We start from the raw sequence: 24,882 nt of genomic DNA, 5'->3' as shown, positions 1-24,882 counted from the left end.
GGCGCGGGGAGCGGTGCGGGATGTGCGGAGGAACGGTCGGGGGTCAGACGAGCTGCCACAGGTGGTCGTCGGTGCCGGTGTCACCGAACTGGACGACGTGGGCGCTGTCCTGGGTGGACATGTTGTCGACGCCGAGGACCTTGCCGGAGTGGCGGTTGCGGATGCGGTACCAGCCGTCGCCGTCGGGGACGAGCTGCCAGAGGTGGTCGTCGGTGCCGTTGTCGTCGAACTGGACGACGTAGGCGCTGTCCTGGGTGGACATGTTGTCGACGCCGAGGACCTTGCCGGAGTGGCGGTTGCGGACGCGGTACCAGCCGTCGCCCTCCGGGACCAGCTGCCAGTCGTGGTCGTCGGTGCCGGTGTCACCGAACTGGACGACATGGGCGCTGTTGGCGGTGGACATGGCGTCGACGCCGAGGACCTTGCCGGAGTGGCGGTTGCGGATGCGGTACCAGCGGTCGGACAGCCAGGGCCCGGCGCCCGGGTCGGCCGTGGGGAACGAGGTGATGCGCAGCCGCGCCGCCCCCATGGGGACGAGCGTGATCTCCTCGACCGGCTCGGTGGTGCCGGCCGGGCCGTCCTGGAGCGGCGCGACGACGTGCTCGCCGTCCGCCGTCCACTCCGGGATCCGCCGGGCCCTCGCCGTCATGGTCAGCGGGGTGCCCTCCAGTGTGAACGGGTTCGCGTCCTTGAGGTGGCGGACGCTGTGGTGGCGCAGCGAGGCGGCCGGTTTCCGCTCGTCGAGGACGAGGCCGTAGTTCCACGGGCTCGTGGCGTGCACCGCGTACTCCGGGAACTGGTCGGTGCCGCCGATGCGCTCGTACGTCTCGTCGATGCGCAGGGAGTACGTGAGCGGGCCGCGGTCCACGCTGACGGAGGCGTGGTTGTGCTCCCAGGTGCGGACCGTGGTCCGCTGCGGGAAGCGGAGCGTCACCCGGTCGCCGTCGGACCAGGTGCGGTCCACGCGGGTGAAGGCCGGGCCCGCGGGGGCGGCGACCGGACGCCCGTTGACCTTGACCTCCGGGCTGTCGCACCAGGCCGGTACCCGCAGCACCAGGGGGAACGACAGCTTCTTCGGCGCCTTCAGGGTCAGGGTGACCGTGTCCGTGAAGGGGTAGCCGGTCTCCTCCGTGAACGTGACCTCGGTGCCGTCCGCGACCTTCGCGGTGACCTCGCAGCTCGCGTACATCGCGGCGGCCAGCCCGCCGTCCGGGGTGGCGAGCCACAGCTCCTCGACGAAGTAGGGCCAGCCCATGCCGTAGTTGTGCGGGCAGCAGCGGTACTGGTCGACGCCGGGCAGGAACGCCTGCATGGCGAAACCGTTCTGGAACTGCCGGCCGCTCTTGGGGACGTCGTCCAGGTCCACGCTGTTGGCGCTGGTGATGTAGTGGACGGACTTGCCCGACGGGTCGAGCGAGGCGGGCAGCGAGTTGAAGGCCAGCTCCTCGCAGCGGTCGGCCCACAGCGGATCGCCGGTGATCCGGGTGAGCAGCTGGTGGCTGGCCATGAACTCGACGATGCCGCAGGTCTCGAAGCCCTGCCGGGGGTCGCCGTGCCCGGGGCGCGCGTTCTCGTCCCCGGCGAAGCCGCCGCCGGGGAACTGCCCGTACTGGTCCATGGCCTTGCCGTACGTCCCGTACGTGTTCCGGGTGTCCTCGGCCGAACCGCTGCGCAGCGCGTACTGGGCGGGCTCGCGGAAGCCCTGCGCGATGTTGACGTTGTGCAGGTTGACCAGGTTGTCGCCCCAGTCGGCACCGTTCGCGTGGATCTTGTCGGCGAGGTCCAGGAGGAAGGTGTCGCCGGTGCGGTTGAAGAGCCAGAAGACACTGTCCAGGCCGTCGCCCCAGCGCAGTGCGATCCAGCTGGTGTTGAAGGCGCCGGGTCCCTGGGCGTTCATGTAGCGGAAGAACCGGCTGAGGAACGGGATGACGCGGGTGTCGCCCGAGTACTCCTGCCAGGAGCGCAGGGCCTGCACCAGCGGCAGGAACGGCCAGAAGTCCGGGCCGCCGTTCAGGGACGTGCGCAGCGCCTTCGGCCCGAAGAAGCCGTCGGACTGCTGGGTGGCGAGGATCGCGTCGAACCAGCGGCGCACGGCGGCGAGCGCCGTCGCGTCACCCGTGACGATCGCCAGGTCGGTGTAGCCGCGCAGCCAGTACGGGACCTCCTCCCAGCCGCCCAGCTCGGGGCGGACCCAGCCGGTGGCCGTGAAGTCGAGGAAGTGCGAGAACTCCTCGTACCGGCCGCACAGTCCGTCCAGCTGGAGCTTCAGCTGTCCGGCGAGCCAGCCGCGTGCGGTGACCCGGCCGGGGGGCAGCTTCAGGAAGGCCGTCGGGTGCAGGGGCGCGGCGTTGGGGGAGTAGTGGCCGCCGTGGGCGGGCCTGGCGCGGTGTTCGGCCGCGGTCGCCGTGGTGGCCCAGCGGCCCGAAGCGGCCGTGGTGGCGGCGACGGTGGCCAGCGCGCCGGCCATGAGTTGTCTGCGGTTCAGGGGCATGGAGGGGCTCCTGCTCTCGGCCGGCCGTGCGGGGCTCCGGCTCGGGGACGGCACATGACACGTGCGGGGGTTGCCATGACGCCCACCGGCCCGGGGCGGAACCGGACGCGCGCACGGCAAGGCACGCCGTCGCGACCGGAGGGGTGGCGCGGCACCGTGCTTGCAACGTTGGAAAATTGCGTACCGGCGGTATGACAGCACGGTGTCGGGCGGGTGTCCAGGGGTGCGGCGGCAACCAGTGGGGCGGGAGCCGCCCGTCGGCACCGCATCGCTCCGACACATTTTGGAAACGCATCGACCACGCTCTTGCCGCCCGTGCCACGGCGCCTATATAACGTTGTAAACCGAGCCGCCGAGAGGCCGCGCAGGCTCTCACGACCGCAGTTCGTCCAGGTGGCGGGGTCGTGAGGAACGCAGTGGCATCAGCCGCCGAGCGGCAGCCGATGCATCATCCAGCCATGCCCGACCGCACGTCCATCGACGTGCCGTCATCCCGCCAAGGAGCTCCCGCGCATGATGATCCAGCGCCGAACCCGTACCCTCGCCGTGGCCTGCCTCCTCGCCGCCACCGCCACGCTGGCCGCCTCCGGCTGCTCCAAGTCGGAGACGTCGGACACCGCGAACGCCGACAGCAGCCAGGGCGCTCAGGCGGCCAAGTCTCCTGAGTCCTCCTCCGGTTCGGGCTGCTCGCTGCAGACCTACGGAGCACCGAAGCTGGACCTGAAGAACGCCGTGGTCGGCTTCTCCCAGTCGGAGAAGGAGGCCAACCCGTTCCGCATCGCCGAGACCCAGTCCATCAAGGACGAGGCCAAGAAGGTCGGCGTCAAGAAGCTGCTCACCACCAACGCCCAGTCGCAGCTGTCCAAGCAGATCAGCGACATCCAGGACATGCTGTCGCAGGGCGCCCAGTTCCTCATCGTCGCCCCGCTGAACTCCGACGGCCTGGAGCCGGCGCTGAAGGCCGCCGCCGCCAAGAAGGTCCCGGTCCTCACCGTCGACCGCAAGCTCAACTCCACCGCCTGCAAGGACTACGTGGCCTTCCTCGGCTCCGACTTCGTGGAGCAGGGCAAGCGCGCCGCGGACGCGATGATCAAGACGACCGGTGGCAAGGGCAAGGTCGCCATCCTCCTCGGCGCCTCGGGCAACAACGTCACCACCGACCGCACCAAGGGCTTCGTCGACCAGCTCAAGGCCAAGGCCCCCGGCCTGGAGATCGTCGCCCAGCAGACCGGTGAGTTCGCCCGCGACAAGGGCCAGCAGGTCATGGAGCAGCTCATCCAGTCCAAGCCCGACATCACCGCCGTCTACGCGGAGAACGACGAGATGGGCCTCGGCGCCGTCACCGCGCTGAAGGCAGCCGGCAAGAAGCCCGGCAAGGACGTCAAGATCGTCTCCGTGGACGGCACCCGCAACGCCGTCCAGGCCCTGGTCAACGGCGAGTACAACGCCGTCATCGAGTCGAACCCGCGCTTCGGCCCGCTGGCCTTCGCGACCGCCCAGAAGTTCTACGGCGGCGAGGAGATCCCGGAGAACGTCATCATCTCCGACCGCGCCTACGACGAGTCCAACGCCAAGGCCTCGCTCGGCGGCGCGTTCTGATCCAGACCCGCGCCACCTGCCCGTAACGCCGGCAGCGGGCCGGCCGGGACCGGCCGCGCAGCGAACCCTGCGCGGCCCCCGGCCGGGCCCGGCCCGGACCCGCCGGCTTCACCCGCCGCCGTGACGCGGCCACCCGTCACGGCGGCCCCGGGCCCGACACCCTTGGAAGAGCGGAAGGCCGAGAACAGCCATGGCACCACCCGAAGCAGTACCGCAGCCGCCGGAGCCGGCCGCCGACGCGAAGGAGGCATCCGCGCCGGCCGCCCACGAGAGGGCGGCAGCCGCGCCCGACGCCGGCGCGAAGGAAGCCGCCGCGCCGGAGACCTCCGATCCGGCCGCACCCGTCCTCGAAGCCCGCTCGGTGAGCAAGCGGTTCCCGGGCGTCGTCGCACTCGACGGAGTCTCCTTCGCCCTGCGCCCCGGCGAGACCCACGCACTCGTGGGCGAGAACGGAGCCGGCAAGTCCACCCTGATCAAGGTGCTGACCGGTGTGTACCGGCCCGACGAGGGCGAACTGCGGCTGGCCGGCGAACAGATCGCCTTCGCCCGGCCGTTCGAGGCGCAGCAGGCCGGCATCTCCACGATCTACCAGGAGGTGAACCTCGTCCCGCTGATGAGCGTGGCGCGCAACATCTTCCTGGGCCGCGAGCCGAAGAACCGTTTCGGCCTGATCGACTTCGGCCGCATGCACCGCGAGACCGCCGAACTGCTCGACGGCTTCGGCGTACGCGTCGACCCGAAGAGGCCCCTGCACACCCTGGGCATCGGCACCCAGCAGATGGTCGCCCTGGCCCGTGCCGTCTCGGTCAACGCCCAGGTCGTCATCATGGACGAGCCCACCTCCTCGCTGGAGCCGCGCGAGGTCGAGACGCTCTTCCGCGTCATCGGGGACCTGCGCGCACGCGGCATCGCCGTCCTCTACGTCAGCCACCGCATGGACGAGCTCTACCGGATCTGCGACCGCGTCACCGTGCTCCGCGACGGCAAGCACATCCACACCGGCGACCTCGCCGACCTCGACCGCATGCAGCTCGTCTCGATGATGCTCGGCCGCGACATGGCCGAGGTCCGCCGCTCCGGACTCACCAGCTTCGGCTCCGAGGGCCACGACACCACCCGTACCCCGGTCCTCACCGCGAAGGGCCTCTCCCGCGACCACCTGCTGCACGGCATATCCCTGTCGCTGTACGGCGGTGAGGTGCTGGGCCTCGGCGGGCTCCTCGGCTCCGGCCGCAGCGAGACCGCGAAGGCCCTGGCCGGAGCGCTGAGCCTGGACTCCGGCGAACTCGCCATCGGCGGACGCACCCTGCGCCGGCTCACCTCCGCCGGAGCCATCCGGGCGGGCATCAGCCTGCTGCCCGAGGACCGCAAGGCCGAAGGCATCGTGCCCGGCCTCTCCGTCCGCGAGAACATCGTGCTCGCCGCGATGCCCCGCCTCTCCCGCGCCGGCATCGTCTCGCGCGCCAAGCAGGACCGCATCGTCGGCATCTTCATGAAGCGGCTGCGGATCAAGGCCGCGAGCCCCGAGCAGAAGGTCGGCGAGCTCTCCGGCGGCAACCAGCAGAAGGTCCTGCTGGCCCGCTGGCTCTGCCTGGAGCCCAAGGTCCTGCTGCTCGACGAACCCACCCGCGGCATCGACGTCGGCGCCAAGGCCGAGGTCCAGAGCCTCATCGACGACCTCGCCGGCGAGGGCCTCGCCGTCCTGCTCATCTCCTCCGACATCGAGGAACTCATCGAGGGCGCCGACCGCATCGTCGTCCTGCGCGGCGGCGCGGTCGCGGGTGAACTGTCCGGCGACGAGGTGGCCGAGAGCCATCTGCTCGAAGTACTCGCCGACCACTCACCGGCGCCCGTGGACAAGGCCCCGGCCGCCAAGGAGGACCCCCGATGACCCAGGCCGCAGTCTCCACCCCCGCAGCCCGGCCGCTGGCCCGGCTGCGCGACCCCGCCTGGTACCAGGAGTACGGCGTCTACCTCGCCGTCGCGGTCGTCCTCCTCTTCAACGCCCTGTTCACCGAGCACTTCATGACCGCGGACAACCTCCGCACCCAGCTCGTCCAGGTCGCCCCCATCGTCATCGTCGCCCTCGGCATGGCGCTCGTCATCGGCACCGAGGGCGTCGACCTCTCCGTCGGCTCGACGATGGCGCTCGCCGCCGCCCTGCTGCCGCTCTACCTCGGCTACGGCCTGGTGGCCGCGCTCGTCATGGCGCTGCTGGCCGGCGCACTCGTCGGAGCGGTCAACGGCACACTCGTCTCCCTCGTGGGACTCCAGCCGATCGTCGCCACCCTCGCCCTGTTCGTGGGCGGCCGGGGCCTGGCCCTGGTGATGGCGGACGGCCAGCTCAAGCAGATCGTCAACCCCGACCTGCTCTCGCTGGGCACCGGATCCTTCCTCGGCATCCCGCTGGTCGTCCTCATCGCCGGCGTCCTCGCCCTCGCCGTGGCCTTCCTGGTCACCCGCACCACCTTCGGCCGCCAGGTCGTCGCCATCGGCGGCAACCGCTCGGCCGCGGCCCTGGCCGGACTGCCCGTACGACGGGTGCTCATCGGTGTGTACATGCTCTGCGGGGTCCTCGCCGCGCTGGCCGGCATCCTCGCCACCGCCCGGCTCACCGCCAGCGACCCCTCCTCGCTCGGCACCCTCATGGAGCTCTCCGCCATCACGGCGGTCGTCGTCGGCGGCACCCCGCTCAACGGCGGCTCCATCCGGATCCTCGGCACCGTCGCCGGCGCCCTGCTGATGCAGCTGCTGCGCGCCACCCTCGTCAAGCACGACCTGCCCGACTCCACCGCACAGATCGCCCAGGCGGCCATCATCATCGCCGCCGTCTACGTCGCCCGGGAGCGTCGGTCCCGATGAACGAAACCTCACCCGCCCCCGCGGTCCAGGCCCCGGTACCGCGCAAGACCCCGGCAGCAGCCGGCGGCGGCACCCCCCGCCCCGCGACCGGGCAGCGCATCGCCGAACTCCTCCAGCGCCAGGGCGTGCTCGCGGTCCTGCTCACGGTCGTCATCGTGGCGTCCTTCGTCTACCCGACGTTCGGCACCCTGGACAACGCCCGGGGCGTGACCGTCCAGGCGGCGTTCCCCGCCGTGGTCGCCCTCGGCATGACCATGGTCATCATCACCGGCGGCATCGACCTGTCGGTCGGCTCGGTCTTCGCTCTCGGCGGCGTACTGGCCGCCTGGGCCTCGCAATGGGGCTTCCTGGCCGCCCTGTTCGTCCCGCTCGTGGTCTGCGGGGCCATCGGACTGCTCAACGGACTCCTGGTCGCCCGCGCCGGAATGGCACCCTTCATCGTCACGCTCGCCACCCTGCTGGGGGCGCGCGGTCTGCTCCTCGCGATCACCGACGAGGGCGCCACCACCTACCTGGTGCCCAAGGACTCCGCCTTCGCCGAACTCGGACAGGGCAGCGTCTGGGGCTTCGGCTACCCGATCCTCATCGCCCTGGTGCTGTTCGGCATCGGCGGACTGATCCTCCAGCGCACCTCGTTCGGGCAGACGCTCTTCGCGGTCGGCGGCAGCAACGACGCGGCCATGCTGATGGGCCTGCCCGTCGCCCGTACGAAGATCCTCGTCTACACGCTCAGCGGACTGCTCGCCGGATTCGCCGGAGCGCTCAACGCGGCCCGGCTCACCTCCGGCGTCACCATCGTCGGCGTGGGCATGGAGCTCGACGCGATCTCCGCCGTCGTCATCGGCGGCACCCTCCTGATCGGCGGTGCCGGCTCCATCAGCGGAACGCTCTGGGGCGTGCTGCTGCTGGCCGTCATCCAGAATCTGATCAATCAGATCGGCTCGCTGAACTCCTCCTACCAGTCGGTCGTCAGCGGAGGTTTCCTTATCGTTGTCGTCGTGGCCCAGCGCTATCTGGCGCGCAGCCGCAGAACCACCTGAACCGGTGCCGGGGCCCGCGGCCCCGGCACCGTTCGAGCCGAACCGGCACAGCCGGGCCACCGCGCGTCAACGCGCGACAAGTCGATCCAGGGAGTGCCGTGGGCGTCAGCCTCAAGGACGTTGCACTACGGGCGGGCGTGTCCATCAAGACCGTGTCGAACGTGGTGAACAACTATCAGCACGTCACACCGAAGATGCGGGCCAAGGTGCAGCAGGCCATCGACGAGCTCGGCTACCGGCCGAACCTCACCGCACGCCATCTGCGCAAGGGCCGCACCGGCATCATCGCCCTCGCCGTCCCCGAGTTCGGCAACCCGTACTTCGCGGAGCTGGCCGGCGCCGTCGTCGACGCCGCCGCCCGGCACGACTACACCGTGCTGGTCGACCACACCGGCGGACTGCGCGAGAAGGAACTCCTGGTCAGCCAGGGATTCCGGTCCCATGTGATCGACGGGCTCATCCTCAGCCCCATCCACCTGGAGACCGAGGACCTGATGGCGCGCACCGAGACCGCGCCCCTGGTGCTGCTCGGCGAGCGCGAGTACGAGGCCCCGTACGACCACATCGCCATCGACAACGTGGCGGCCTCCCGCGACGCCGTGCGCCACCTCATCGACCACGGCCACCGCCGGATCGCGTTCCTCGGCTCGCGCACCGGCCGCGAACGCCAGCCCGCCCACCTGCGGCTGCGCGGCTGGCGGGAGGAGCTGGCCGCCGCCGGAATCGAGGCCGACGAGTCGCTCGTCGTCGTCACCGACGGCTACGGCCGCGAGGACGGAGCCACCGCCATGGCCGCCCTCCTGGACCGCGGGGAGCAGCCGGACGCCGTCTTCGCGTACAACGACCTCATCGCCATCGGGGCGATGCGCACGCTGTCGGAGCGAGGGCTGCGCATCCCCGAGGACGTCGCCGTCGTCGGGTTCGACAACATCGAGGAGAGCCTCTACGGGGCCACCACGCTCACCACGGTGGCCCCCGACAAGGAGGCCATCGCCCGGCTGGCCGTCGACAGCCTCGTCGAGCGCCTCTCCGGCAACCCGGTCTCCGAACCCCGGCGCCCGCGGCCCGGCTACCGGCTCGTCGTCCGCGAATCCACCGTTCCCCGGCCTCCCGCCGAGCCCGCCGGACCGTGACCCGTGGTGCCGGACTCCCGCCGTCCCCGGGGGAGTCCGGCGCTCCCGTCCAGGGCCCGCCGTACCCGCTCCGCCCGGCCGTCCGCTCGTCCCAAGGATCTCTGATGCCTCGCCCCACCGTGAACCGCAAACCGTTCGGCGCCCACGGGCGCACGGACGTCGATGTCTGGACGCTCGACTCCGGTACCGGGGTCGAGGCCGAGATCCTCACCTACGGTGGCGTCCTGCACCGTCTCACCGTGCCGGACACCGGGGGAGTCCCCGCCTCGGTCGTACGCCCGCTGGTGTCCCTCGACGACTACACGGGCAAGAACCCGTTCTTCGGCGCCCTCATCGGCCGCTTCGCCAACCGCATCGCGCACGGCCGCTTCACCCTCGACGGCACGGCCCACCAGGTCCCCGCCACCGACCGGGGCCACGCCCTGCACGGTGGGCCCGACGGCTTCCACACCCACGTCTGGCAGGCCGCAGGCGAGGCCGACGACACGGCCGCGACGCTCCGGCTCACCCTGCACAGCCCCGACGGCGACATGGGGTTCCCCGGCGCGCTGGACGTCACCGTGACGTACACCCTGGACACCGCGGGCACCCTCGCCCTCGACTACACCGCCACCACCGACCGTCCCACCGTCATCAACCTCACCAACCACGCCTACTTCGAGCTCACCGCCCGGGGCGACATCCTCGGCCACACGCTCCAGGTGGACGCCGGCCACTACCTCCCCGTCGACGACGACGGCATTCCCGAGGGCCCCGCCCTGCCCGTGCAGGCCACCCCGTTCGATCTCACCGCCCCGCACACCGTCGGGGACCGCATCGCGCTGCCGGACGAGCAGCTGCGCCGGGCCGGCGGCTTCGACCACTGCTGGGTGCTGGACGGGCCCCGCTCACCGGACGGCCTGCGCCGCGCCGCCCGGCTCACCGCTCCCGGTGCCGTGCGCGTCATGGAGGTGTGGACCACCGAACCCGGCATCCAGGTCTACACAGCCAACCAGCTCGACGGCACCCTGGCCGCCCCCGAGGGCGGACGCCACGAGCGTCACAGCGCCGTCTGCCTGGAGACCCAGCACCTGCCCGACTCACCCAACCGTCCGGACCACCCCGGCACGGTCCTGCGGCCGGACGAGGTCTTCTCCAGCCGCACCGAGCTGAGGTTCCCGCACCTCGCGGCGGCCACGGACTGAGCCCGCGCCACCCGGCCGGTGCGGGAATGCCGGAATGGGACGGGGTGTTGCGACGTCCATGACCTTTTTTGTGGACGTGACCGTGCGGGGTTACGAGCTCGACACGCAGGGACATCTCAACCAGGCGGTCTACCTCCAGTACGCCGAGCACGCGCGCTGGGAGCTGCTGCGGGCCGCCGGACTGCCCCAGGAGAAGCTGCTGGCCGACGGAGTGGGGCCGGTGGCGCTGGAGGTCACGGTGAAGTACCGCCGCGAGCTGCGCGGTGGCGAGCGGGTGCGGGTGACCTGCCGGTTCGAGTACGGGGAGGGCAAGACGTTCACCGTCGCCCAGCAGGTCCTCAAGGAGGACGGCACGGTGGCGGCCGAGATCACGGGCGTCGCGGGCGTCCTCGACCTGACGACGCGCAGGCTGATCGCCGATCCGGGTGACCGGCTCGCCTCGCTCGCCAAGGAGCCGGAGCTGCTGAGCGGCTGACCGGGCGTCAGCGGACCTTCCGGCCCGCCGCCATGGAGGCCACGGCCTTCTGGAGGCGGGCCGCCCTGACACCGGGACTCGTCGCCGTCATGAGACGCAGGATCACCAGATAGCGGTCCGACTTGCCGAGCCCCTCGTAGAAGAGCCGGGCCGCCTCGTCCGCCTCCAGAGCGGCCGCGAGGTCCGCCGGGACGCCGGCCCTGTGCTGCGAGGGGTACGCCGCCTCCCACCGCCCGTCCGCCCGCGCCGCCGCGACCTCGGCGAGGCCGGCCTCGCGCATCCGCCCGTCCGCGAGGAGCACCTCGACCTTCTCCACGTTGATCAGCGACCACACGCTCCGGGGGCGGCGGGGCGTGATCCGCTGCAGGAAGTACACCTCGTCGCACGACTTGCGCTGCCCGGTGATCCAGCCGAAGCAGAGCAGGAGGTCGAGGACCTCGTCCGTGTCCACGGACGCCACGCCCGAGCCGCGCTTGGCGAGCTTCAGCCAGAGTCCGTCCCGGTCGGCGTGGTGCCTCTCCAGCCACGATTCGAGCTCCGCGGCCCGTGCGAAGGGCCGGGCGTGCTCCAGGGTCTCCGTCATCGGTCTGCGCCTCCTGAGGGATACCGGGCGGTCCGCCCGGCTGCACCACCACGCTAATTCTCCTCCAGGACAGTTTCTGTCCTATATGCCTCCTGCCCTCCCCGTACGTGCTCCCGCCCTGTGCGTCCAATTACGATGAGCCTCGTATTATGGGAGCCCCGGACCGAGTGACGATGCGGAGCCAACGTGACCCCTGTCAGCACCACAGAACCGGCTTCCGGCGTCCGCACGCTGGCCCACCCCGCACGGGACGAGATCAGGATCGAGTCCGTCCTGCACGCGCTCTCCGACCCGGTGCGCCTGTGCGTGGTCCGCGAACTGGCCGCCGCCGACGGCGAACTCACCTGCTCCCGCTTCGACCTCCCGGTCACCAAGTCCACCAGCACGCATCACTTCCGGGTGCTCCGCGAGAGCGGCATCGTCCAGCAGATCTACCGGGGCACCGCCAAGATGAACGGGCTCCGGCGCGAGGACCTGGAGGCGCTCTTCCCCGGACTGCTGGACCGGGTGCTCGAAGCGGCGAACCTCCAGGCGGACCGCCTCGGCGAGGCCTGACCGGCCGGACGGGCCGCGCGCGCCGCCCTACGGAGTGCCGCCGCGTGCCGCGTCCAGCAGCCCCGGCCAGTCCGGGATCTTCACCGGCCCCCGGCCGAGCGAGCGCCCCAGCGCCGCCTCCGCCCGCTCGATCGACAGCCAGCCGTCCCATTCCACCGGCCGCAGCCCCCAGGACCGGAGCACCGCCAGCGGATCCGCTGCCGACGGGCGCCCCGTGAGCACGGCCGCGTCCTCGATCAGCGACGCGACGGTCTCCTTCGCGCACGAACGGTTCGACCCGATGACGCCGGTCGGCCCGCGCTTGATCCACCCCGCGACGTACTCCCCGGGCGAGTCCACCCCGTCCCGCAGCACCCGGCCGGCCCGGTGGGGCACCGTCCCGTGCGCCGCGTCGAAGGGGAGACCGGGCAGCGGCATCCCCCGGTAGCCGACGGCCCGCAGCACGAGCCCGGCACCGATGTCCTCGTACGTACCCGTGTCGCGCACCCCACCGCTGCCGTCGGGGACCGTCCGGGCGAACCGCACCCCCGCCACCCGCCCGCCGCGCTCCAGCAGCTCGACCGGGCGGAGGAAGAACCGCAGCCCGATGGTCCTGGCCGCGCCGGGGCCGGGGGCCGGGGGGCTCACGGCCCACCCGCGCAGCACGTCGAGGTTGCGCCGGACCAGCGCGGGCAGCGGCGGGGAGCCGGGCTCCGTACCCGCGTAGGCGGGGTCCAGGGCGAGCTCCGCGGGGTCCACGACGATCCGCGCCCCGGGGAGTCCGCCGAGCTCCCGCAGCTCCTTGGTGGTGAACCGGGCCTGTGAGGGCCCGCGTCTGCCGGCCATGTGCACCTCGCGCACCTGGCTGCCGGCCAGCACCCCGAGCGCGGGCTGCGGGACATCGGTCGGGCGCAGCTCATCGGCGCCCCGCGCCAGGATCCGGGCCACGTCGACCGCCACGTTGCCGACCCCGATCACCACCACCGAACGCGCCCGCAGCGCGAACAGTCCGTCGGTCGCATCCGGGTGGGCGCTGTACCAGGAGACGAACTCGGTCGCCGAATGGCTGCCGGGCAGATCCTCGCCGGGGATGCCCAGCGGGCGGTCCGTGGCCGCTCCCACGCAGTAGACCACCGCGTGGTAGAGCTCGCCGAGCCGCTCGGGCGGCAGCCCGTCCCCGCCCACGGCGACATTGCCCACGAAGGTGACGCGCTCGTGCTCCAGAACCGTCCGCAGACTCCGCTGCAGCGACTTGATCTTCTCGTGGTCCGGCGCGACGCCGTACCGCACCAGACCGTACGGGCAGGGCAGCCGGTCCAGGACGTGCACCCGCACATGGGGCACCAGGGTCTGCGCCACCAGGGCCTGGGCGGTGTAGATCCCGCTGGGACCGGAGCCGACGACTGCGACACGGAGCACGGCGCACCTCTTCCCTGAGGGTGTCTCCAGCATCGCACCGGCGGACCCGGCGGGGGAGAGGTGCGCCGCGTGCTCTTGGGGACCGCGCGCCCTGCCGAGGCTGCCCGCCGCTCAGGAGGAAAGGGCGCGCATCCGGCCGATCTCGGTGGTCTGCTGGGCCACGACGTCCCCGGCCATCTCCTCGACCTGCACGTTGTTGCCCTCCGAGAGCACCTCGGTCGCCATGGTGACCGCCCCCTGATGGTGCGTGATCATCAGCTTGAGGAACAACCGGTCGAAGGCAGCGCCCTTCGCCGCCTGGAGGCCCTTCAGCTGCCCCGTCGTGGCCATGCCGGGCATCGCGCCGTGGTCGTGGCCCGCGGACTGCCCGGCCCGGCCGTGACGGCTGAGCCAGCCCTCCATCGCTCCGATCTCGGGCTTCTGGGCGGCCGTGATGCGCTCGGCGAGCCGCTTGACCGAGGCCGAGCGGGCCCGGGAGGGCGCGAGCGCGGTCAGCTCCAGTGCCTGCGTGTGGTGCTGGATCATCATCTGTACGTAGCGGACGTCCGCTGAGTTGGGGGTATCCACCCCGGCCTCCTCGGCGGCCTCCGAGGCGGAGAGCGTCCGCGCGGGCTCGCCCGGCTTCCCGGGCGCCACGACCGTGCCGCCGCCGTGCGCCCCGGCCTTCGGACCGCTGTCGGCACCGCCCGCGTCGCAGCCTGCCGACGTGAGCACGGCCGCCGCGACGGCAGCGAACAGAGCCAAGTCGCGGAACCGTATGACCTGACGACGACTCAACAAAGAGACCTCCGCTGACACATGGGTGGTTGCGCTCTGTCCTAACACGTCAACGCGCAGCTCTGATCAAAAACTGTCATTCTTCGATCGGGCTGCGAGGGAATGTCCCGATTGGGGTCAGGCTGTCGCAGCGGCCGCCCGGCAGGCCGGGAGGATGGGCCGGCAACTGTCCCACCCGCTGGGCGTCACCTTGCCGAACACAGCGATGTGACTGACCCGCCCCGGGTCGCCACAGGCATGATGCTGCGTCACCACGCCTGGGTCCCGCCGTCGCTGAACCGACCCGGCTCACGCCCGCGCCCGCGGTTCCGGTCCTGCCCTGTCAGGCGTTCGTCCGACCTTGATAACTCGTCCTGAGCAGGTCCCGTCGGCGCTGGCCGAGGTACCAATGGGCGGACTCGGCAAGGTCGATCGTGGTTCTGATCGTGGTGGACTCGCCGGAGTCCGCCTCGGCGAGGACCTCTCCTCTCGGTGAGATGACCATGCTGGGGCAGTGCTGGCGTGGATCTGCCACGTTGGCTGCCAGGACGAACCGCTGGTTCTCCGCTGCGCGGCTGATGAGGTGGCTCCGCCAGACCCCTGCGGGCTCGGAGGGGTTGGCCGCATGGGTGAGGTAGATGAAGGCCTCTGCTCCGCGGTCGGCCAGATGCTGCCATTGCTCGGGGAAACGGATCTCGCGGCAGATCTGGACGCCGAGCGTGACGGGTCCGCTCGCCAGGTGGATCGTGAGCGTCGAGAGCTCGGAGCCGGCATCGAGCCGGCCTCGCTCGTTCATCGCCAGGTTCGTCTTCCGGTAGGTCCAGCGGGTGCCGTCCGGAGAGAAGTAGAGGGCTGCATTGCTCCAGGCGCCGCGTTCGTACAGCAAAGTGCCGCAGAACAGATGGACGGCTCTGCGCCGAGCCAGCTCTGCGAGGCGGTCCATGGCATGCGCGAGGGCCGAGGGCGTCAGGTGTTCCAGAGGTGAGAGGTCGGCGCCGTAGCCGGAGAGAGCGCCTTCGGGGAGTACGACGATCTCGTCCGGCCGGGCGTCTGCCAGGAGCGCGGTGACGGCCGCGAGATTCCGCTCGATGTCCCAGGTGATGGGGAACTGTGCGATGGCTGTGGAGGCTTTCATCAGTCCTGCTTTCCGCGGCTGAACTCGTCTGCGCAAGCGGCCCGGTCACCGCCGGAGGACCCAGGTGCCGCCGCGGGTTCGGGCGGTGGTGCCGCAATCCCCGCAGGTCGCCCATTGCTGCAGGCGGCGTTCGCACCAGGGCCGCCCTGTGGCCGGGGAGATCGCCCGGGGCGAGTGGCAGGGGCCGGACCACCGCTGGTCATGGCCTGAAGCCAATAACTTTCATTACGTCTCTGTTGCCATCTGTTGAGATGCCCATGGCAAGGACCATACTGCCGGAGTCCATGCCCCGTTCAACTACATACGGATCCATGGGAGGACGCAGTGACCTCGTTGCACACCACCCCGGTGCGGCGCAGACGTCTGGGCGTGGCGGCAGCCGTCGCCGGGCTCTTCGCCACCCTGCTGATGGCCGGGCCCGCGGCCGCGACACCCGACCCCGGTGACACGGCCACGAGCCGGACCGACGTCTCCGCGCGTCAGCAGGCGCAGGCGACCGCCGCCATCGCCAGCGGTGAGGTGCCCGGCGTGGACGAGATCGTCCACAGCCGCAACATCACCCACCTCGCGAACGTCCCCAAGGACGCGCTCCAGGGACTCAACACGGACCTGGCCTTCCAGGGGAAGTACGCCTTCGCCGGGAACTACGACGGCTTCAGGATCTTCGACATCAGCAATCCGAAGGCGCCCCGCACGGTCGCGCAGGTGCTCTGTCCCGGATCGCAGAACGACATCTCCGTCTCCGGGAACCTGCTGTTCCTGTCCACGGACTCCTCGCGCAGCGACAACTCCTGCACCAGCACCACCCAGCCCGCGACGGAGAAGTCCTCCTGGGAGGGCATGAAGGTCTTCGACATCAGCGACAAGCGCAACCCGAAGTACGTCGCGGCGGTCGAGACCGCGTGCGGATCGCACACGCACACGCTGGTTCCGGACCGCAGGAACGTCTACGTGTACGTCTCCTCGTACTCGCCGAACGAGACGTTCCCGGACTGCCAGCCTCCGCACGACGGGATCTCCGTCATCAAGGTGCCGCGCAAGGCCCCCGAAGAGGCCCGCATCGTGAACTTCCCGGTCCTCTTCCCGGACGGCGGGAACCCGGGCGGTCCCACCAACCCGGGCGTCAGCAAGACGACGGGCTGCCACGACATCACCGTGCTGCCGTCCAAGGACCTGGCCGCCGGTGCCTGCATGGGTGACGGTCTGCTGTTCTCCATCAAGGACCCGGAGAACCCGAAGATCATCGACCGGGTGCAGGACAACGTGAACTTCGCGTTCTGGCACTCCGCGACGTTCAACCAGCGGGCGGACAAGGTCGTGTTCACCGACGAGCTCGGCGGCGGCGGCGCTGCCACCTGCAACGAGGAGATCGGTCCGAAGCGCGGCGCGGACGGCATCTACGACATCGTCGGCCGGGGCGACCACCGCAAGCTGGTCTTCCGCAGCTACTTCAAGATCGACCGTCCGCAGGCCGACACCGAGGTCTGCGTCGCCCACAACGGTTCGATCATCCCGGTCAAGGGCCGCGACCTGATGGTCCAGGCCTGGTACCAGGGCGGCGTCTCGGTGTGGGACTTCACCGACTCCTCGAAGCCGAAGGAGATCGGCTTCTTCGAGCGCGGTCCCGTCACCACGGAAGAGGTCACCACGGCCGGCCCCTGGTCGGCGTACTACTACAACGGCTACATCTACTCCAACGACATCGCCAAGGGCTTCGACGTCCTGAAGATCGACGACCGGCGGACCGACCCGGCGAAGCGGGTGCGGACGGACGAACTCAACGTCCAGACGCAGCCCGACTACTTCGACCGCTGAGCCGACGGCTGCCGGCCGCCGACCAGGGCGGCCGGCCGGCCGTCACGCCGTACGGACGTCGGAGTGGTCCCCGCGCCGGTACCGCCCGGGCAACTGCCCGGGCGGTACCGGCGCGTCCGTTCATTGACCGATCCGCCGCGCCGGGACATGCTGTACCCCCGCACCGGCCGCCCGCCGTCAGCAGGCCGGTACGCGGTCCCCGGCGGCTGGACCGGCCGGGGTGACCGCCTGGTTCCGGCGACGCAGGGGATCGCCGGAACCAGACGTCTCAGGCCGCCTCGTACCGATGGGCCCGACCGCCCCGCCACTCGACCCACTCGGGGCTGTCCAGAATCCGCTCGGGGTCGTCGAGCCCCGCACCCTCGAGGAACACGATCACATCGTGGTCGGAGTGCGCGAGGCCGAGTATCTGGACCCGCCCGTCGCGCTGCACGGTGACGCGCCGTCCGCCGGAGGGGGAGGGGCGGAAGATCACGATCGGGGGAGAAGTCATGCCTCCAGGGTGCGACGTGCCGACGGCCGCCGCACAGCGAATCGGGAACCCGGTCGAACGGCAGATCGAAAAGGTGTACGAGGACCGCTTCGGCGGCCCCGCGGCAGTCGCGCCGGAGAGGGCGGGCGGACCCGGACGGGCCCGGATGCTCAGGCGGCGGACCTCGCGCCGCCGCCGGTGGCCGCGGCCCACTCGACCAGCAGCCGCTGGTACTGCTCCTCGTCCTCCGGGGACAGGCAGCCGCCCGAACGCTGCCACAGGTCGCGAATGTCTTCATTCACCACTGCTGCGGGACGCACGGAACCGGACGGGCACGGAGTCGGGGACATGCCTACCAGGCTAAGGCCCCGATGTGACAATCCGACCCATTGCGCGTCAGGGACATCTCTCACATGTCTCTCAGGCAACCTCGGAGGCCAGACCGAGCTCCCGCAGACCGTCCGGCCGCTCGTCCACCGGGAGATGGTCCACGAAACGTACCTCGCAGCCCAGCGCGGCCGCCCCGGCGTCGGCGTGCCGGTCGTCGCCGACCATCACCACATCGGCCGGATCCTGTCCGAGAAGTGTGCAGGCGGTGTGGAAGAGGCGTGCGTCCGGCTTGTGGACGCCGTGCTCGAAGGACAGTACGTACGCGTCGACGAAGCCGTCCAGGCCGTGCGCCCGGAAGACCGGCCTCAGGTCCCACCCGATGTTGCTCACCACGCCGACCGCGACACCGCGGTCGCGGAGCGAGGCCAGCACCTCCGCCGCGTCCGGGTAGGGCCGCCAGGCGGCCGGGGCCATATGGCGTTCGTACAGCGCGTCGTACAGCCCCGGATCCGGCAGTTCGACCTGCCGCGCCAGACCGGTGTACGCCTCGCGATGCTGCCGGGCGCTCTCGTCGCGGGCGGCCCAGGCGCCCGCCAGCTCCTCCGGGACCTGCGCGGGAGGAGGACCGCCCGGCAGCGCACCGGAGGCCTCCAGCTCACGTACCCACCGCTCGAAGCTGGCCTCGTCCGGACTCACCTCCCGCTCGGCGAGGGCCGCGGCGAGCCAGGAACCGACGGACTCGATCCGGAAGAGCGTCCCGGAGAAGTCGAAGAGCACACCCTTGATCGGCATGGCCCCGATCCTCGCCGACGCGGTGACCGCGGGGCAAGGATGCCCGGTCAGGCGGCGTCCGGCGCCCGGTCGCGCGAGGTGTAACGGTCGTACCCGGCGGTCGCGAAGGCGGCCAGGGCCGCTCCCAGCAGCCACCCGCCCAGTACGTCGGACGGCCAGTGGACGCCCAGGTAGAGCCGGGTGAGACCGACGCCGAGCACCGAGATCCAGGCGGCGGCGAGGGCGGTCCGCCGGATCCAGGGACGGGCCCCGGACCGGCGCAGCAGCCACAGCAGCAGCACGCAGCTCACCATGGCGGTCATCGCGTGTCCGGACGGGAACGCCGCGTAGTGCGCGGAGTCCACCGGATCGGGCCAGCGGGGACGCTCGCGGCCGACGGCGGCCTTGATCCCCTGCTGCAGCAGGCTGGAGAGCAGGCTCGTCACCGCCACCCAGGCCGCGAGCAGCCGGGCGCCGCGCCACCACAGGAGCACCACGGCGACGGCGATCAGCGCGCGCATCGTCCAGGGGTCCCACAGCCAGTCCGTCAGCACCCGGTTCACATGGACGAGGCCGGGCTCCGTCACCGCCCGCCGGTGCAGCGCTTCGGCGACCGCACGGTCCAGGCGCATCAGCGGGGACCAGCGCGCGGCGACCAGGGCGAGCAGCACCAGGGCGAGGACGCCGCAGACGATGCCCGTCCACGGAGCCGGAGCCGGGATGCGGGCGGGGCGCGTGGGGGAGAGGGGCGGGGAGTGCATGAGGTGATCCTTGCCGACGGGCGGGTCGTACGGCCATCCCGGCGCGGCGGGCAGGACGTCCGGGTGCCGTGACCGGCCGCCGGCGAAAACGCGTACGAGAACGCCCGGTCGGGCTGTCCGGCTGCCGCCGGACCCGGGAACTCCCGGTCCTGCTATCCCAGTGCGCTGAGCGCCGGAACGAACGCCACCAGAAGCGGGACCACCGGCAGGAGCGTGGCCGCCGCGGTGAGCCGCAGCCGACGGCCCGCCGTCAGCCGCCCCGCGGGCGCCAGCAGCCGGTTCACCCGCAGGGGCATCTGCGCGTCCGGCGTCGGGCACGGGCCGAACACGCCCCGGTCCTCGTTCAGTTCGACCAGTGCGAGCGCGGTCGTCAGCCGCCCGAAGCGCCGTGAGGCCGTGTCGTCGGCGGCCAGTTCCACGAGCCGGTGCATCTCGCCGCGGAACGCCGCGAACACCGGAATCTGCGGGAAGCCGGACGCCAGCGCGGCCGAGCAGTTGAGCAGCCAGTCGTGCCGGGCGTTCGCATGCCCCTGTTCATGGGCGAGCACCGCGTCGAGCTGACGGCCTTTCAGCCGTCCCAGAGCGGCGGTGGTGATGACGAGCCGGGGCGCGGCACCGGGCAGCCACCAGGCGTCGGGACGTTCCCCCTCCAGGACCACGAGCCGGCCGCTGCCGGGCTCCTCGCCGGGCATCAGCGGTGAACGCACCAGGAGTTCGGCGCGCCGTCCCCTGCGTTCCAGCCGGACGCGACGGATCTCGCGGGTCAGCATCGCGGCCGTCCACAGACCGCCGAGAGCCAGCAGCACGGCCATCACGGCCGACCACGGGCCGTAGGCCGCCAGAGCGTAGGCCTCGACGACGGCGTGGGGGGCGGGTGCGAACACATGGCCGCGCACCGCCTGCCAGGCCGCGGCCGCGCTGAACGTCATGGACAGTCCGAACGAGAGCAGCACCCCCGCCACCACGCACTGCCACACCCACAGCGCCACCACGGGCTCGCGCTCCGGCCACTCGGCCCGCGCCATCAGCCGCGGGGTCACGACGGCGGCCAGTGCACCGAGCAGCAGCAGCACGAGGGAGACCAACATGGCGTCAGCCTATGAGGGGCGCGGTACACACGGGTATGGCTGCGCTCGGCAAGTGACGCACGCCACGGTTTGTGGAGGCTCCCGTCTCACAGAGCGAGCAGCATCGCGAACATCGCTATGCCCATGGTGAGCCGGCAGGCCAGCGCCAGCTCCGGCCGGGTCCCCCAGCCGGCCGCCGGTGTCCCGCCGGTCAGGGTTCCGCCGGTCACGGTCCCGCCCCCTGCCGCCGCCGCGGTCACCGGTATCAGCCGCGCCCCGGACCGCAGGACGTACACGGCGTAGTAGACGAGGAGCAGCCCGGTCAGCAGGGGCACGCCTCCGGCGGCCGCCATGGCGTGGGAGGCGTGGCCGCCGTGCCCCGTCCCGCCCGACCGCGCCATCACCACGGACATGTAGACCATCGCCGAGGAGCCGACCAGGTGGTGCAGATGGTGACCGCTGCGGCGGGAGAACCACAGGGCGCGCACCGCGGCGGCGCCGAAGAGCACGGCGTACAGCGCCCATCCCCACGCGGGCGGGGCGACGACAGCCGCCGGCATCGCCATGGCGGCCATGCCGAAGCCCATCAGCGCCTCGGCACGCGCCGCTCTGCGCTCCTCCCCGGTCCCGCTGCGGGTCCGCAGCAGGCAGTACGCGCCCGTCGCCGCGCACAACGTCATCAGCAGCCAGCCGGACATCGCGGGTCCGTGCACAGCAGACCTCCCCCTGGGCGAACGACATCGCCGTCGTCTAGTCGATGCCCGGGCCCGCACCCTCGTACGCGGCGCACTGGGGTACAGGGGGAGCGCGCGACGGGAGTGTATTGCGGCGCCGCGGCCTCAGGGCCGATAGCGCAGCGGGTGCTCCGCCGGCACTTCGACGACGGCGATGCGCACCCCGTCCGGATCGGCGATCCACATCTCGTCGAGCCCCCAGGGCTCGCGCAGCGGCGGCCGCAGGACCTCCACACCGCGGGCCGACACCTCCGCGTGGACGGCCCGGACATCGGCGACCTGGAGCCACAGCCGCAGTCCGGGGGCGGGCGGCGCGTCACCGCGACCGGACAGCTCCAGGAACCCGCCGCCGAGGAAGTAGACCGTCCCCCGCTCGGGACCCGTACCGAATTCGCGGTAGACGGGGAGCCCGAGGGACTCCCCGTAGAACGTCCGTGACCGTTCGGGATCCGTGGGGGTCACCAGGATCCGGCTGCTCAGCACATGAACCATGGTCCGGACTCTAAGGGCTGCCCCGCCGGGAGTTACGCTGCTGCGGCACGGCCGAAGCAGAGAACGGAGAGCCTCACCATGGACACCGCCCCGCCCCGGGACTCGGGACAGCTGACCTTCCGCGACGCGACCGAAGCGGATGTGCCCGCCCTCGTGGAGCTGATCCAGGCCGCGTACCGCGGTGACTCCAGCCGCGCGGGCTGGACCACCGAGGCCGACATCCTGGAGGGGCAGCGCACCGACCCGCAGGGCGTGCGCGACGTGGTGGAGGCCCCCGGCAGCCGACTGCTCGTGGTGGAGCGCGACGGCGAGACCGTCGCCTGCTGCCAGCTCGAACACCGGGGCGAGGCCGCCTACTTCGGCATGTTCGCCGTGCGTCCCGCACTCCAGGGCGCGGGCCTCGGCAAGGTGATCATCGCCGAGGCCGAGCGCACGGTCCGCGAGAGCTGGGGTGCGCGTGAGATGCACATGACCGTCATCTCGGTGCGCGAAGACCTGATCGCCTGGTACGAGCGCCGCGGCTACCGCCGTACGGGAAAGCTGAGCCCGTTCCCGTACGGCGATGAGCGCTTCGGTGTTCCGCAGCGCGACGACCTCGCCTTCGAGCTGCTCGTCAAGGACCTGCCCGAGGCCTGACCCGGGCCCGCGGCCCGGCTACGCGGTGAAACGGCCGGCGCGGCGGATCTCCGGGAAGTCGGTGGTCGCGCCGTCGAGCCCGAGGCCACGGGCCAGCCGCAGATGGTCCTGGGTGTTGACCACCCAGCCGACCACGGTCAGCCCCTCGGCGTGGGCTTTCTCGACCAGCTCCAGCGTGATGCGCCGGACGTTGAGCACCAGCCGGGTGGCGCCCACCGCCTTCGCGCGGTCCACCACGTCGTCGCCCCAGCGGCTGGCCACGAGAGCCGTCCGCACCCCCGGCACCAGCTGCGCGATCTCGGCGATCGCCTCGTCGTGGAACGAGATCACCTCGACCCGTTCGACGAGATCGCGCCTCCGCATCACCTCGGCGAGCGTGCGCGCGGCGGCCACGTCCTTGATCTCCGCCTGCAAGGGGGAGCGCACGGCGTCGAGGACCTCCTCGAAGACCGGCACGCGTTCCCCCTGACCGGCGTCGAGCTCACGCAGCTCCGCCAGGGTCTTCTCGGCGATCGGGCCCTTGCCGTCGGTCGTGCGGTCCACATCGGCGTCGTGCATGACGGCGAGCGCACCGTCCTTGCTCAGATGAAGGTCCAGCTCGATGAGGTCCATGCCGGCCTGTTCGGCGTGGACGAACGACCGCAGGGTGTTCTCCGGCTCGACACCCATCACCCCGCGATGACCGATGGTGAGAAAAGACAAGGCACTCTCGCTTCCGTCGACGGCGTCTCCCCGCGTGCTGCTCCTACCCACGCGGCACTACGGCATGACCGCAGTCCCGCAGCCTAAGGGCTGTCCCGCAATTCCTGGCGGGCGCACGACGACAGCAGCGGCACCTCTCCCCCGTAGCCGGAACGGCACGGGGGGACCCCCTCCGTTGCCGAATCGCCCGAATGCGCCCAGTATGAGGGCGCCTCTCCGCCTTGCGATGCACCGCATCTGGCGCCGCGCGCTGATCCACCAGGACTTGCGGGACGGCCCTTGGTGTCCGGTCGCGGCCGGGGCGGGCAGGACGGCCCGGGAGGGTCCATGACGGCCGTTCGTACGTGGAAGAGGCCGCCCGAGCGCTGGACGGCAGGAAAAATCGCGGTGACCATGGGGATGTGCAGGATAATTTTCAGGTCCCCACTTGTCTTGGAGAACCGCACACGGATACGGTTGCTTGACGCGAGGTTCTCCCGTGGAGGAAGTGTTATGACGGAAATTCTTGTGCACGACGTCGCCGCCGGTGACATACCTTCCGCTCAGCGGGTGGTCGAGCACCCTGCCTGGCCCGCGCTCAAGAATGCCGTGGAGGAGATCCGTCCCTGGCAGTCGAAGGACGGTTCCATCGACTTCGACGCCGACGGCGCGCCCACGCGGGCCCTTGCCGGGTCGGCACTGGAGCGGGTGGCCGCCGCGGTCGAGGAGCTGTCGCCGCTCCTCCCGCACGACGCCGCGTACCACCGTGCCCTCGTCCTGGACCTGCGCCGCTGGGCCGCCGACGGATTCGGCATCCCCGACTTCCTCGACTCGCTGCTGGCCTTCCAGCCGGCCAAGGACCGCGCCGACGGGCTCCAGCACCTCGTCGTCTTCGCGATGTACACGCAGAACGGCAATCCCGACCGCAACCTCGAAGCGGTCGTGCTCCGGATGGTCTGGCCCGAGTGGCTCGCGGACCTGGAGGCGACCCGCTACGACAACCCGCTGTTCTGCGGCATCACCTTCGAGGACTTCACCTCCGGGTACGACACCAACTCCGCGGTGCTCTTCCCGGAGACCATCGCTGTGCGCGAGGCCCCCGAGCGCTTCAGCTGGGGCGGCATCTTCTGTGACCGCGAGGCCGCCCGCTTCCGCCGGGTCACCGAGGCCTCCGTCGAGCTCCTGGGCGTCGAGCTGCCCGAGGACATCCGCGACATGGTCGGCGACCAGCAGCGCTGTGAGCAGGCCTTCGTGCTCTGGGACATGGTCCACGACCGCACGCACAGCCACGGTGACCTGCCGTTCGACCCGTTCATGATCAAGCAGCGCCAGCCGTTCTGGATGTACGGCCTGGAGGAGCTGCGCTGCGACCTCACCGCCTTCAGGGAGGCCGTGAAGCTGGAGGCCGACGGCTTCGGCCAGGGCCGCGACGTGCAGTACGCCGTGCTCTTCGACCGGATGTTCCGCTTCCCGGTCACCGGCGAGCGCGTCCGCAACTACGACGGCCTCGGCGGCCAGCTCCTCTTCGCCTACCTCCACAAGCACGACGTCGTCCGCTGGACGGACAACACCCTGAAGATCGACTGGGAGCGTGCCCCGCAGGTCACCAACCAGCTCTGCGCCGAGATCGAGAAGCTCTACCGGGACGGCATCGACCGCCCCAAGCTCGTCCACTGGTTCGCGGCGTACGACCTGGTCGCCACCTATCTCGCCCCGCACCCGGGATCGCGCTGGGCCAAGGGTCCCGACGCCCTGGATCTCTCGCTGCCGCCCCGCAAACTCGTCGACGACGTGCTTCCGGACGAGTTTCCCCTGAGCATGTTCTATGAGGCGCTCTCCAAGAAGCTGAAGAACGTGATCGCCTCCACCAAGGGGATCACCGCCGCGGAAGCCGGGCAGGCGGCCGCGTGAG

General features: G+C 71.2%; 24 protein-coding genes. 11 read left to right on the top strand and 13 right to left on the bottom strand.

The window, feature by feature from the left end:
* Positions 1-43 precede the first annotated feature (43 nt).
* Positions 44-2,491 carry an RICIN domain-containing protein gene (locus OG408_RS04635; RefSeq protein WP_326668366.1) on the bottom strand — a complete coding sequence of 816 codons (2,448 nt, stop codon included), beginning with the start codon at positions 2,489-2,491 and terminating at the stop codon, positions 44-46.
* Positions 2,492-3,004: 513 nt separating this feature from the next.
* Here OG408_RS04635 and OG408_RS04630 point away from each other — a divergent pair.
* From OG408_RS04630 to OG408_RS04600, 7 genes are all read left to right on the top strand, one after another.
* Positions 3,005-4,090 carry an ABC transporter substrate-binding protein gene (locus tag OG408_RS04630; protein ID WP_266775703.1) on the top strand — a complete coding sequence of 362 codons (1,086 nt, stop codon included), beginning with the start codon at positions 3,005-3,007 and terminating at the stop codon, positions 4,088-4,090.
* A 190-nt stretch (positions 4,091-4,280) separates the two neighbouring features.
* A complete protein-coding gene (locus OG408_RS04625; RefSeq protein WP_285568994.1) occupies positions 4,281-5,981 on the top strand; it encodes a sugar ABC transporter ATP-binding protein in 1,701 nt (566 codons plus the stop codon).
* Positions 5,978-6,952 carry an ABC transporter permease gene (locus tag OG408_RS04620; protein WP_266775699.1) on the top strand — a complete coding sequence of 325 codons (975 nt, stop codon included), beginning with the start codon at positions 5,978-5,980 and terminating at the stop codon, positions 6,950-6,952. Before OG408_RS04625 ends, OG408_RS04620 begins: the two co-directional genes overlap by 4 nt.
* Entirely contained in the window at positions 6,949-7,992 is a 1,044-nt protein-coding gene (locus OG408_RS04615) for an ABC transporter permease (protein ID WP_266775697.1), read from the top strand. Before OG408_RS04620 ends, OG408_RS04615 begins: the two co-directional genes overlap by 4 nt.
* 98 nt (positions 7,993-8,090) lie before the next feature.
* The gene (locus tag OG408_RS04610; RefSeq protein ID WP_266775695.1) at positions 8,091-9,125 is read left to right on the top strand and encodes a LacI family DNA-binding transcriptional regulator; all 1,035 of its coding nucleotides are present in this window, start codon (positions 8,091-8,093) and stop codon (positions 9,123-9,125) included.
* A gap of 104 nt (positions 9,126-9,229) precedes the next feature.
* The gene (locus tag OG408_RS04605) at positions 9,230-10,309 is read left to right on the top strand and encodes an aldose epimerase family protein (RefSeq protein ID WP_266775693.1); all 1,080 of its coding nucleotides are present in this window, start codon (positions 9,230-9,232) and stop codon (positions 10,307-10,309) included.
* Positions 10,310-10,367: 58 nt separating this feature from the next.
* A complete protein-coding gene (locus OG408_RS04600; RefSeq protein WP_285568986.1) occupies positions 10,368-10,784 on the top strand; it encodes an acyl-CoA thioesterase in 417 nt (138 codons plus the stop codon).
* Between the two features lie 7 nt (positions 10,785-10,791).
* On the opposite strand, the gene OG408_RS04595 is transcribed toward OG408_RS04600, so the two are convergent.
* Positions 10,792-11,367, bottom strand: a complete 576-nt coding sequence (locus tag OG408_RS04595; protein ID WP_326668359.1) for a YdeI/OmpD-associated family protein — start codon at positions 11,365-11,367, stop codon at positions 10,792-10,794.
* 186 nt (positions 11,368-11,553) lie between these two features.
* Here OG408_RS04595 and OG408_RS04590 point away from each other — a divergent pair, with 186 nt between their 5' ends.
* A complete protein-coding gene (locus OG408_RS04590) occupies positions 11,554-11,922 on the top strand; it encodes an ArsR/SmtB family transcription factor (RefSeq protein WP_266775687.1) in 369 nt (122 codons plus the stop codon).
* Positions 11,923-11,949: 27 nt separating this feature from the next.
* On the opposite strand, the gene OG408_RS04585 is transcribed toward OG408_RS04590, so the two are convergent.
* From OG408_RS04585 to OG408_RS04570, 3 genes are all read right to left on the bottom strand, one after another.
* Complete coding sequence (locus OG408_RS04585; RefSeq protein ID WP_326668356.1) at positions 11,950-13,320, bottom strand: FAD-dependent oxidoreductase; 1,371 nt, start codon at positions 13,318-13,320, stop codon at positions 11,950-11,952.
* Between the two features lie 111 nt (positions 13,321-13,431).
* Positions 13,432-14,064 (bottom strand): DUF305 domain-containing protein, encoded by a 633-nt coding sequence (locus tag OG408_RS04580; protein ID WP_326668354.1) that lies wholly within the window; start codon positions 14,062-14,064, stop codon positions 13,432-13,434.
* Positions 14,065-14,419: 355 nt separating this feature from the next.
* Positions 14,420-15,211 carry a carbon-nitrogen hydrolase family protein gene (locus OG408_RS04570; protein WP_326668352.1) on the bottom strand — a complete coding sequence of 264 codons (792 nt, stop codon included), beginning with the start codon at positions 15,209-15,211 and terminating at the stop codon, positions 14,420-14,422.
* A 324-nt stretch (positions 15,212-15,535) separates the two neighbouring features.
* On the opposite strand from OG408_RS04570, the gene OG408_RS04565 reads away from it, so the two are divergent.
* Entirely contained in the window at positions 15,536-17,026 is a 1,491-nt protein-coding gene (locus OG408_RS04565) for an LVIVD repeat-containing protein (RefSeq protein ID WP_326668350.1), read from the top strand.
* A gap of 268 nt (positions 17,027-17,294) precedes the next feature.
* On the opposite strand, the gene OG408_RS04560 is transcribed toward OG408_RS04565, so the two are convergent.
* The 7 genes from OG408_RS04560 to OG408_RS04530 form a co-directional block, all read right to left on the bottom strand.
* On the bottom strand, positions 17,295-17,519 hold the full coding sequence (locus tag OG408_RS04560; protein ID WP_266775677.1) for a hypothetical protein: 225 nt from the start codon (positions 17,517-17,519) through the stop codon (positions 17,295-17,297).
* A gap of 149 nt (positions 17,520-17,668) precedes the next feature.
* Positions 17,669-17,848 carry a hypothetical protein gene (locus tag OG408_RS04555; protein ID WP_266775675.1) on the bottom strand — a complete coding sequence of 60 codons (180 nt, stop codon included), beginning with the start codon at positions 17,846-17,848 and terminating at the stop codon, positions 17,669-17,671.
* Positions 17,849-17,918: 70 nt separating this feature from the next.
* A complete protein-coding gene (locus OG408_RS04550; protein WP_326668347.1) occupies positions 17,919-18,620 on the bottom strand; it encodes an HAD family hydrolase in 702 nt (233 codons plus the stop codon).
* 47 nt (positions 18,621-18,667) lie between these two features.
* Positions 18,668-19,360: a phosphatase PAP2 family protein gene (locus OG408_RS04545; protein WP_326668345.1), complete on the bottom strand. Its 693-nt coding sequence runs from the start codon at positions 19,358-19,360 to the stop codon at positions 18,668-18,670.
* Between the two features lie 152 nt (positions 19,361-19,512).
* Positions 19,513-20,448 carry a M56 family metallopeptidase gene (locus tag OG408_RS04540; protein ID WP_266775669.1) on the bottom strand — a complete coding sequence of 312 codons (936 nt, stop codon included), beginning with the start codon at positions 20,446-20,448 and terminating at the stop codon, positions 19,513-19,515.
* An 86-nt stretch (positions 20,449-20,534) separates the two neighbouring features.
* The gene (locus OG408_RS04535) at positions 20,535-21,140 is read right to left on the bottom strand and encodes a DUF5134 domain-containing protein (RefSeq protein WP_326668343.1); all 606 of its coding nucleotides are present in this window, start codon (positions 21,138-21,140) and stop codon (positions 20,535-20,537) included.
* Positions 21,141-21,266: 126 nt separating this feature from the next.
* On the bottom strand, positions 21,267-21,653 hold the full coding sequence (locus tag OG408_RS04530) for a VOC family protein (RefSeq protein ID WP_266775665.1): 387 nt from the start codon (positions 21,651-21,653) through the stop codon (positions 21,267-21,269).
* 78 nt (positions 21,654-21,731) lie between these two features.
* Between OG408_RS04530 and OG408_RS04525 the strand changes: the two genes are divergently transcribed.
* Positions 21,732-22,289 (top strand): GNAT family N-acetyltransferase, encoded by a 558-nt coding sequence (locus tag OG408_RS04525; protein WP_266775663.1) that lies wholly within the window; start codon positions 21,732-21,734, stop codon positions 22,287-22,289.
* A gap of 18 nt (positions 22,290-22,307) precedes the next feature.
* Here the strand turns inward: OG408_RS04525 and OG408_RS04520 are convergent, their stop codons facing one another.
* On the bottom strand, positions 22,308-22,991 hold the full coding sequence (locus OG408_RS04520) for a glycerophosphodiester phosphodiesterase (RefSeq protein WP_266775661.1): 684 nt from the start codon (positions 22,989-22,991) through the stop codon (positions 22,308-22,310).
* Between the two features lie 492 nt (positions 22,992-23,483).
* On the opposite strand from OG408_RS04520, the gene OG408_RS04515 reads away from it, so the two are divergent.
* Positions 23,484-24,881, top strand: a complete 1,398-nt coding sequence (locus OG408_RS04515) for a DUF6421 family protein (RefSeq protein WP_266775659.1) — start codon at positions 23,484-23,486, stop codon at positions 24,879-24,881.
* Position 24,882: the final 1 nt, after the last annotated feature.

The organism is Streptomyces sp. NBC_01257, assembly GCF_035917255.1.
GTDB lineage: Bacteria > Actinomycetota > Actinomycetes > Streptomycetales > Streptomycetaceae > Streptomyces.
Note: the sequence above shows the minus strand (reverse complement) of the source record. Positions and strands in the feature narration are given on the sequence as shown.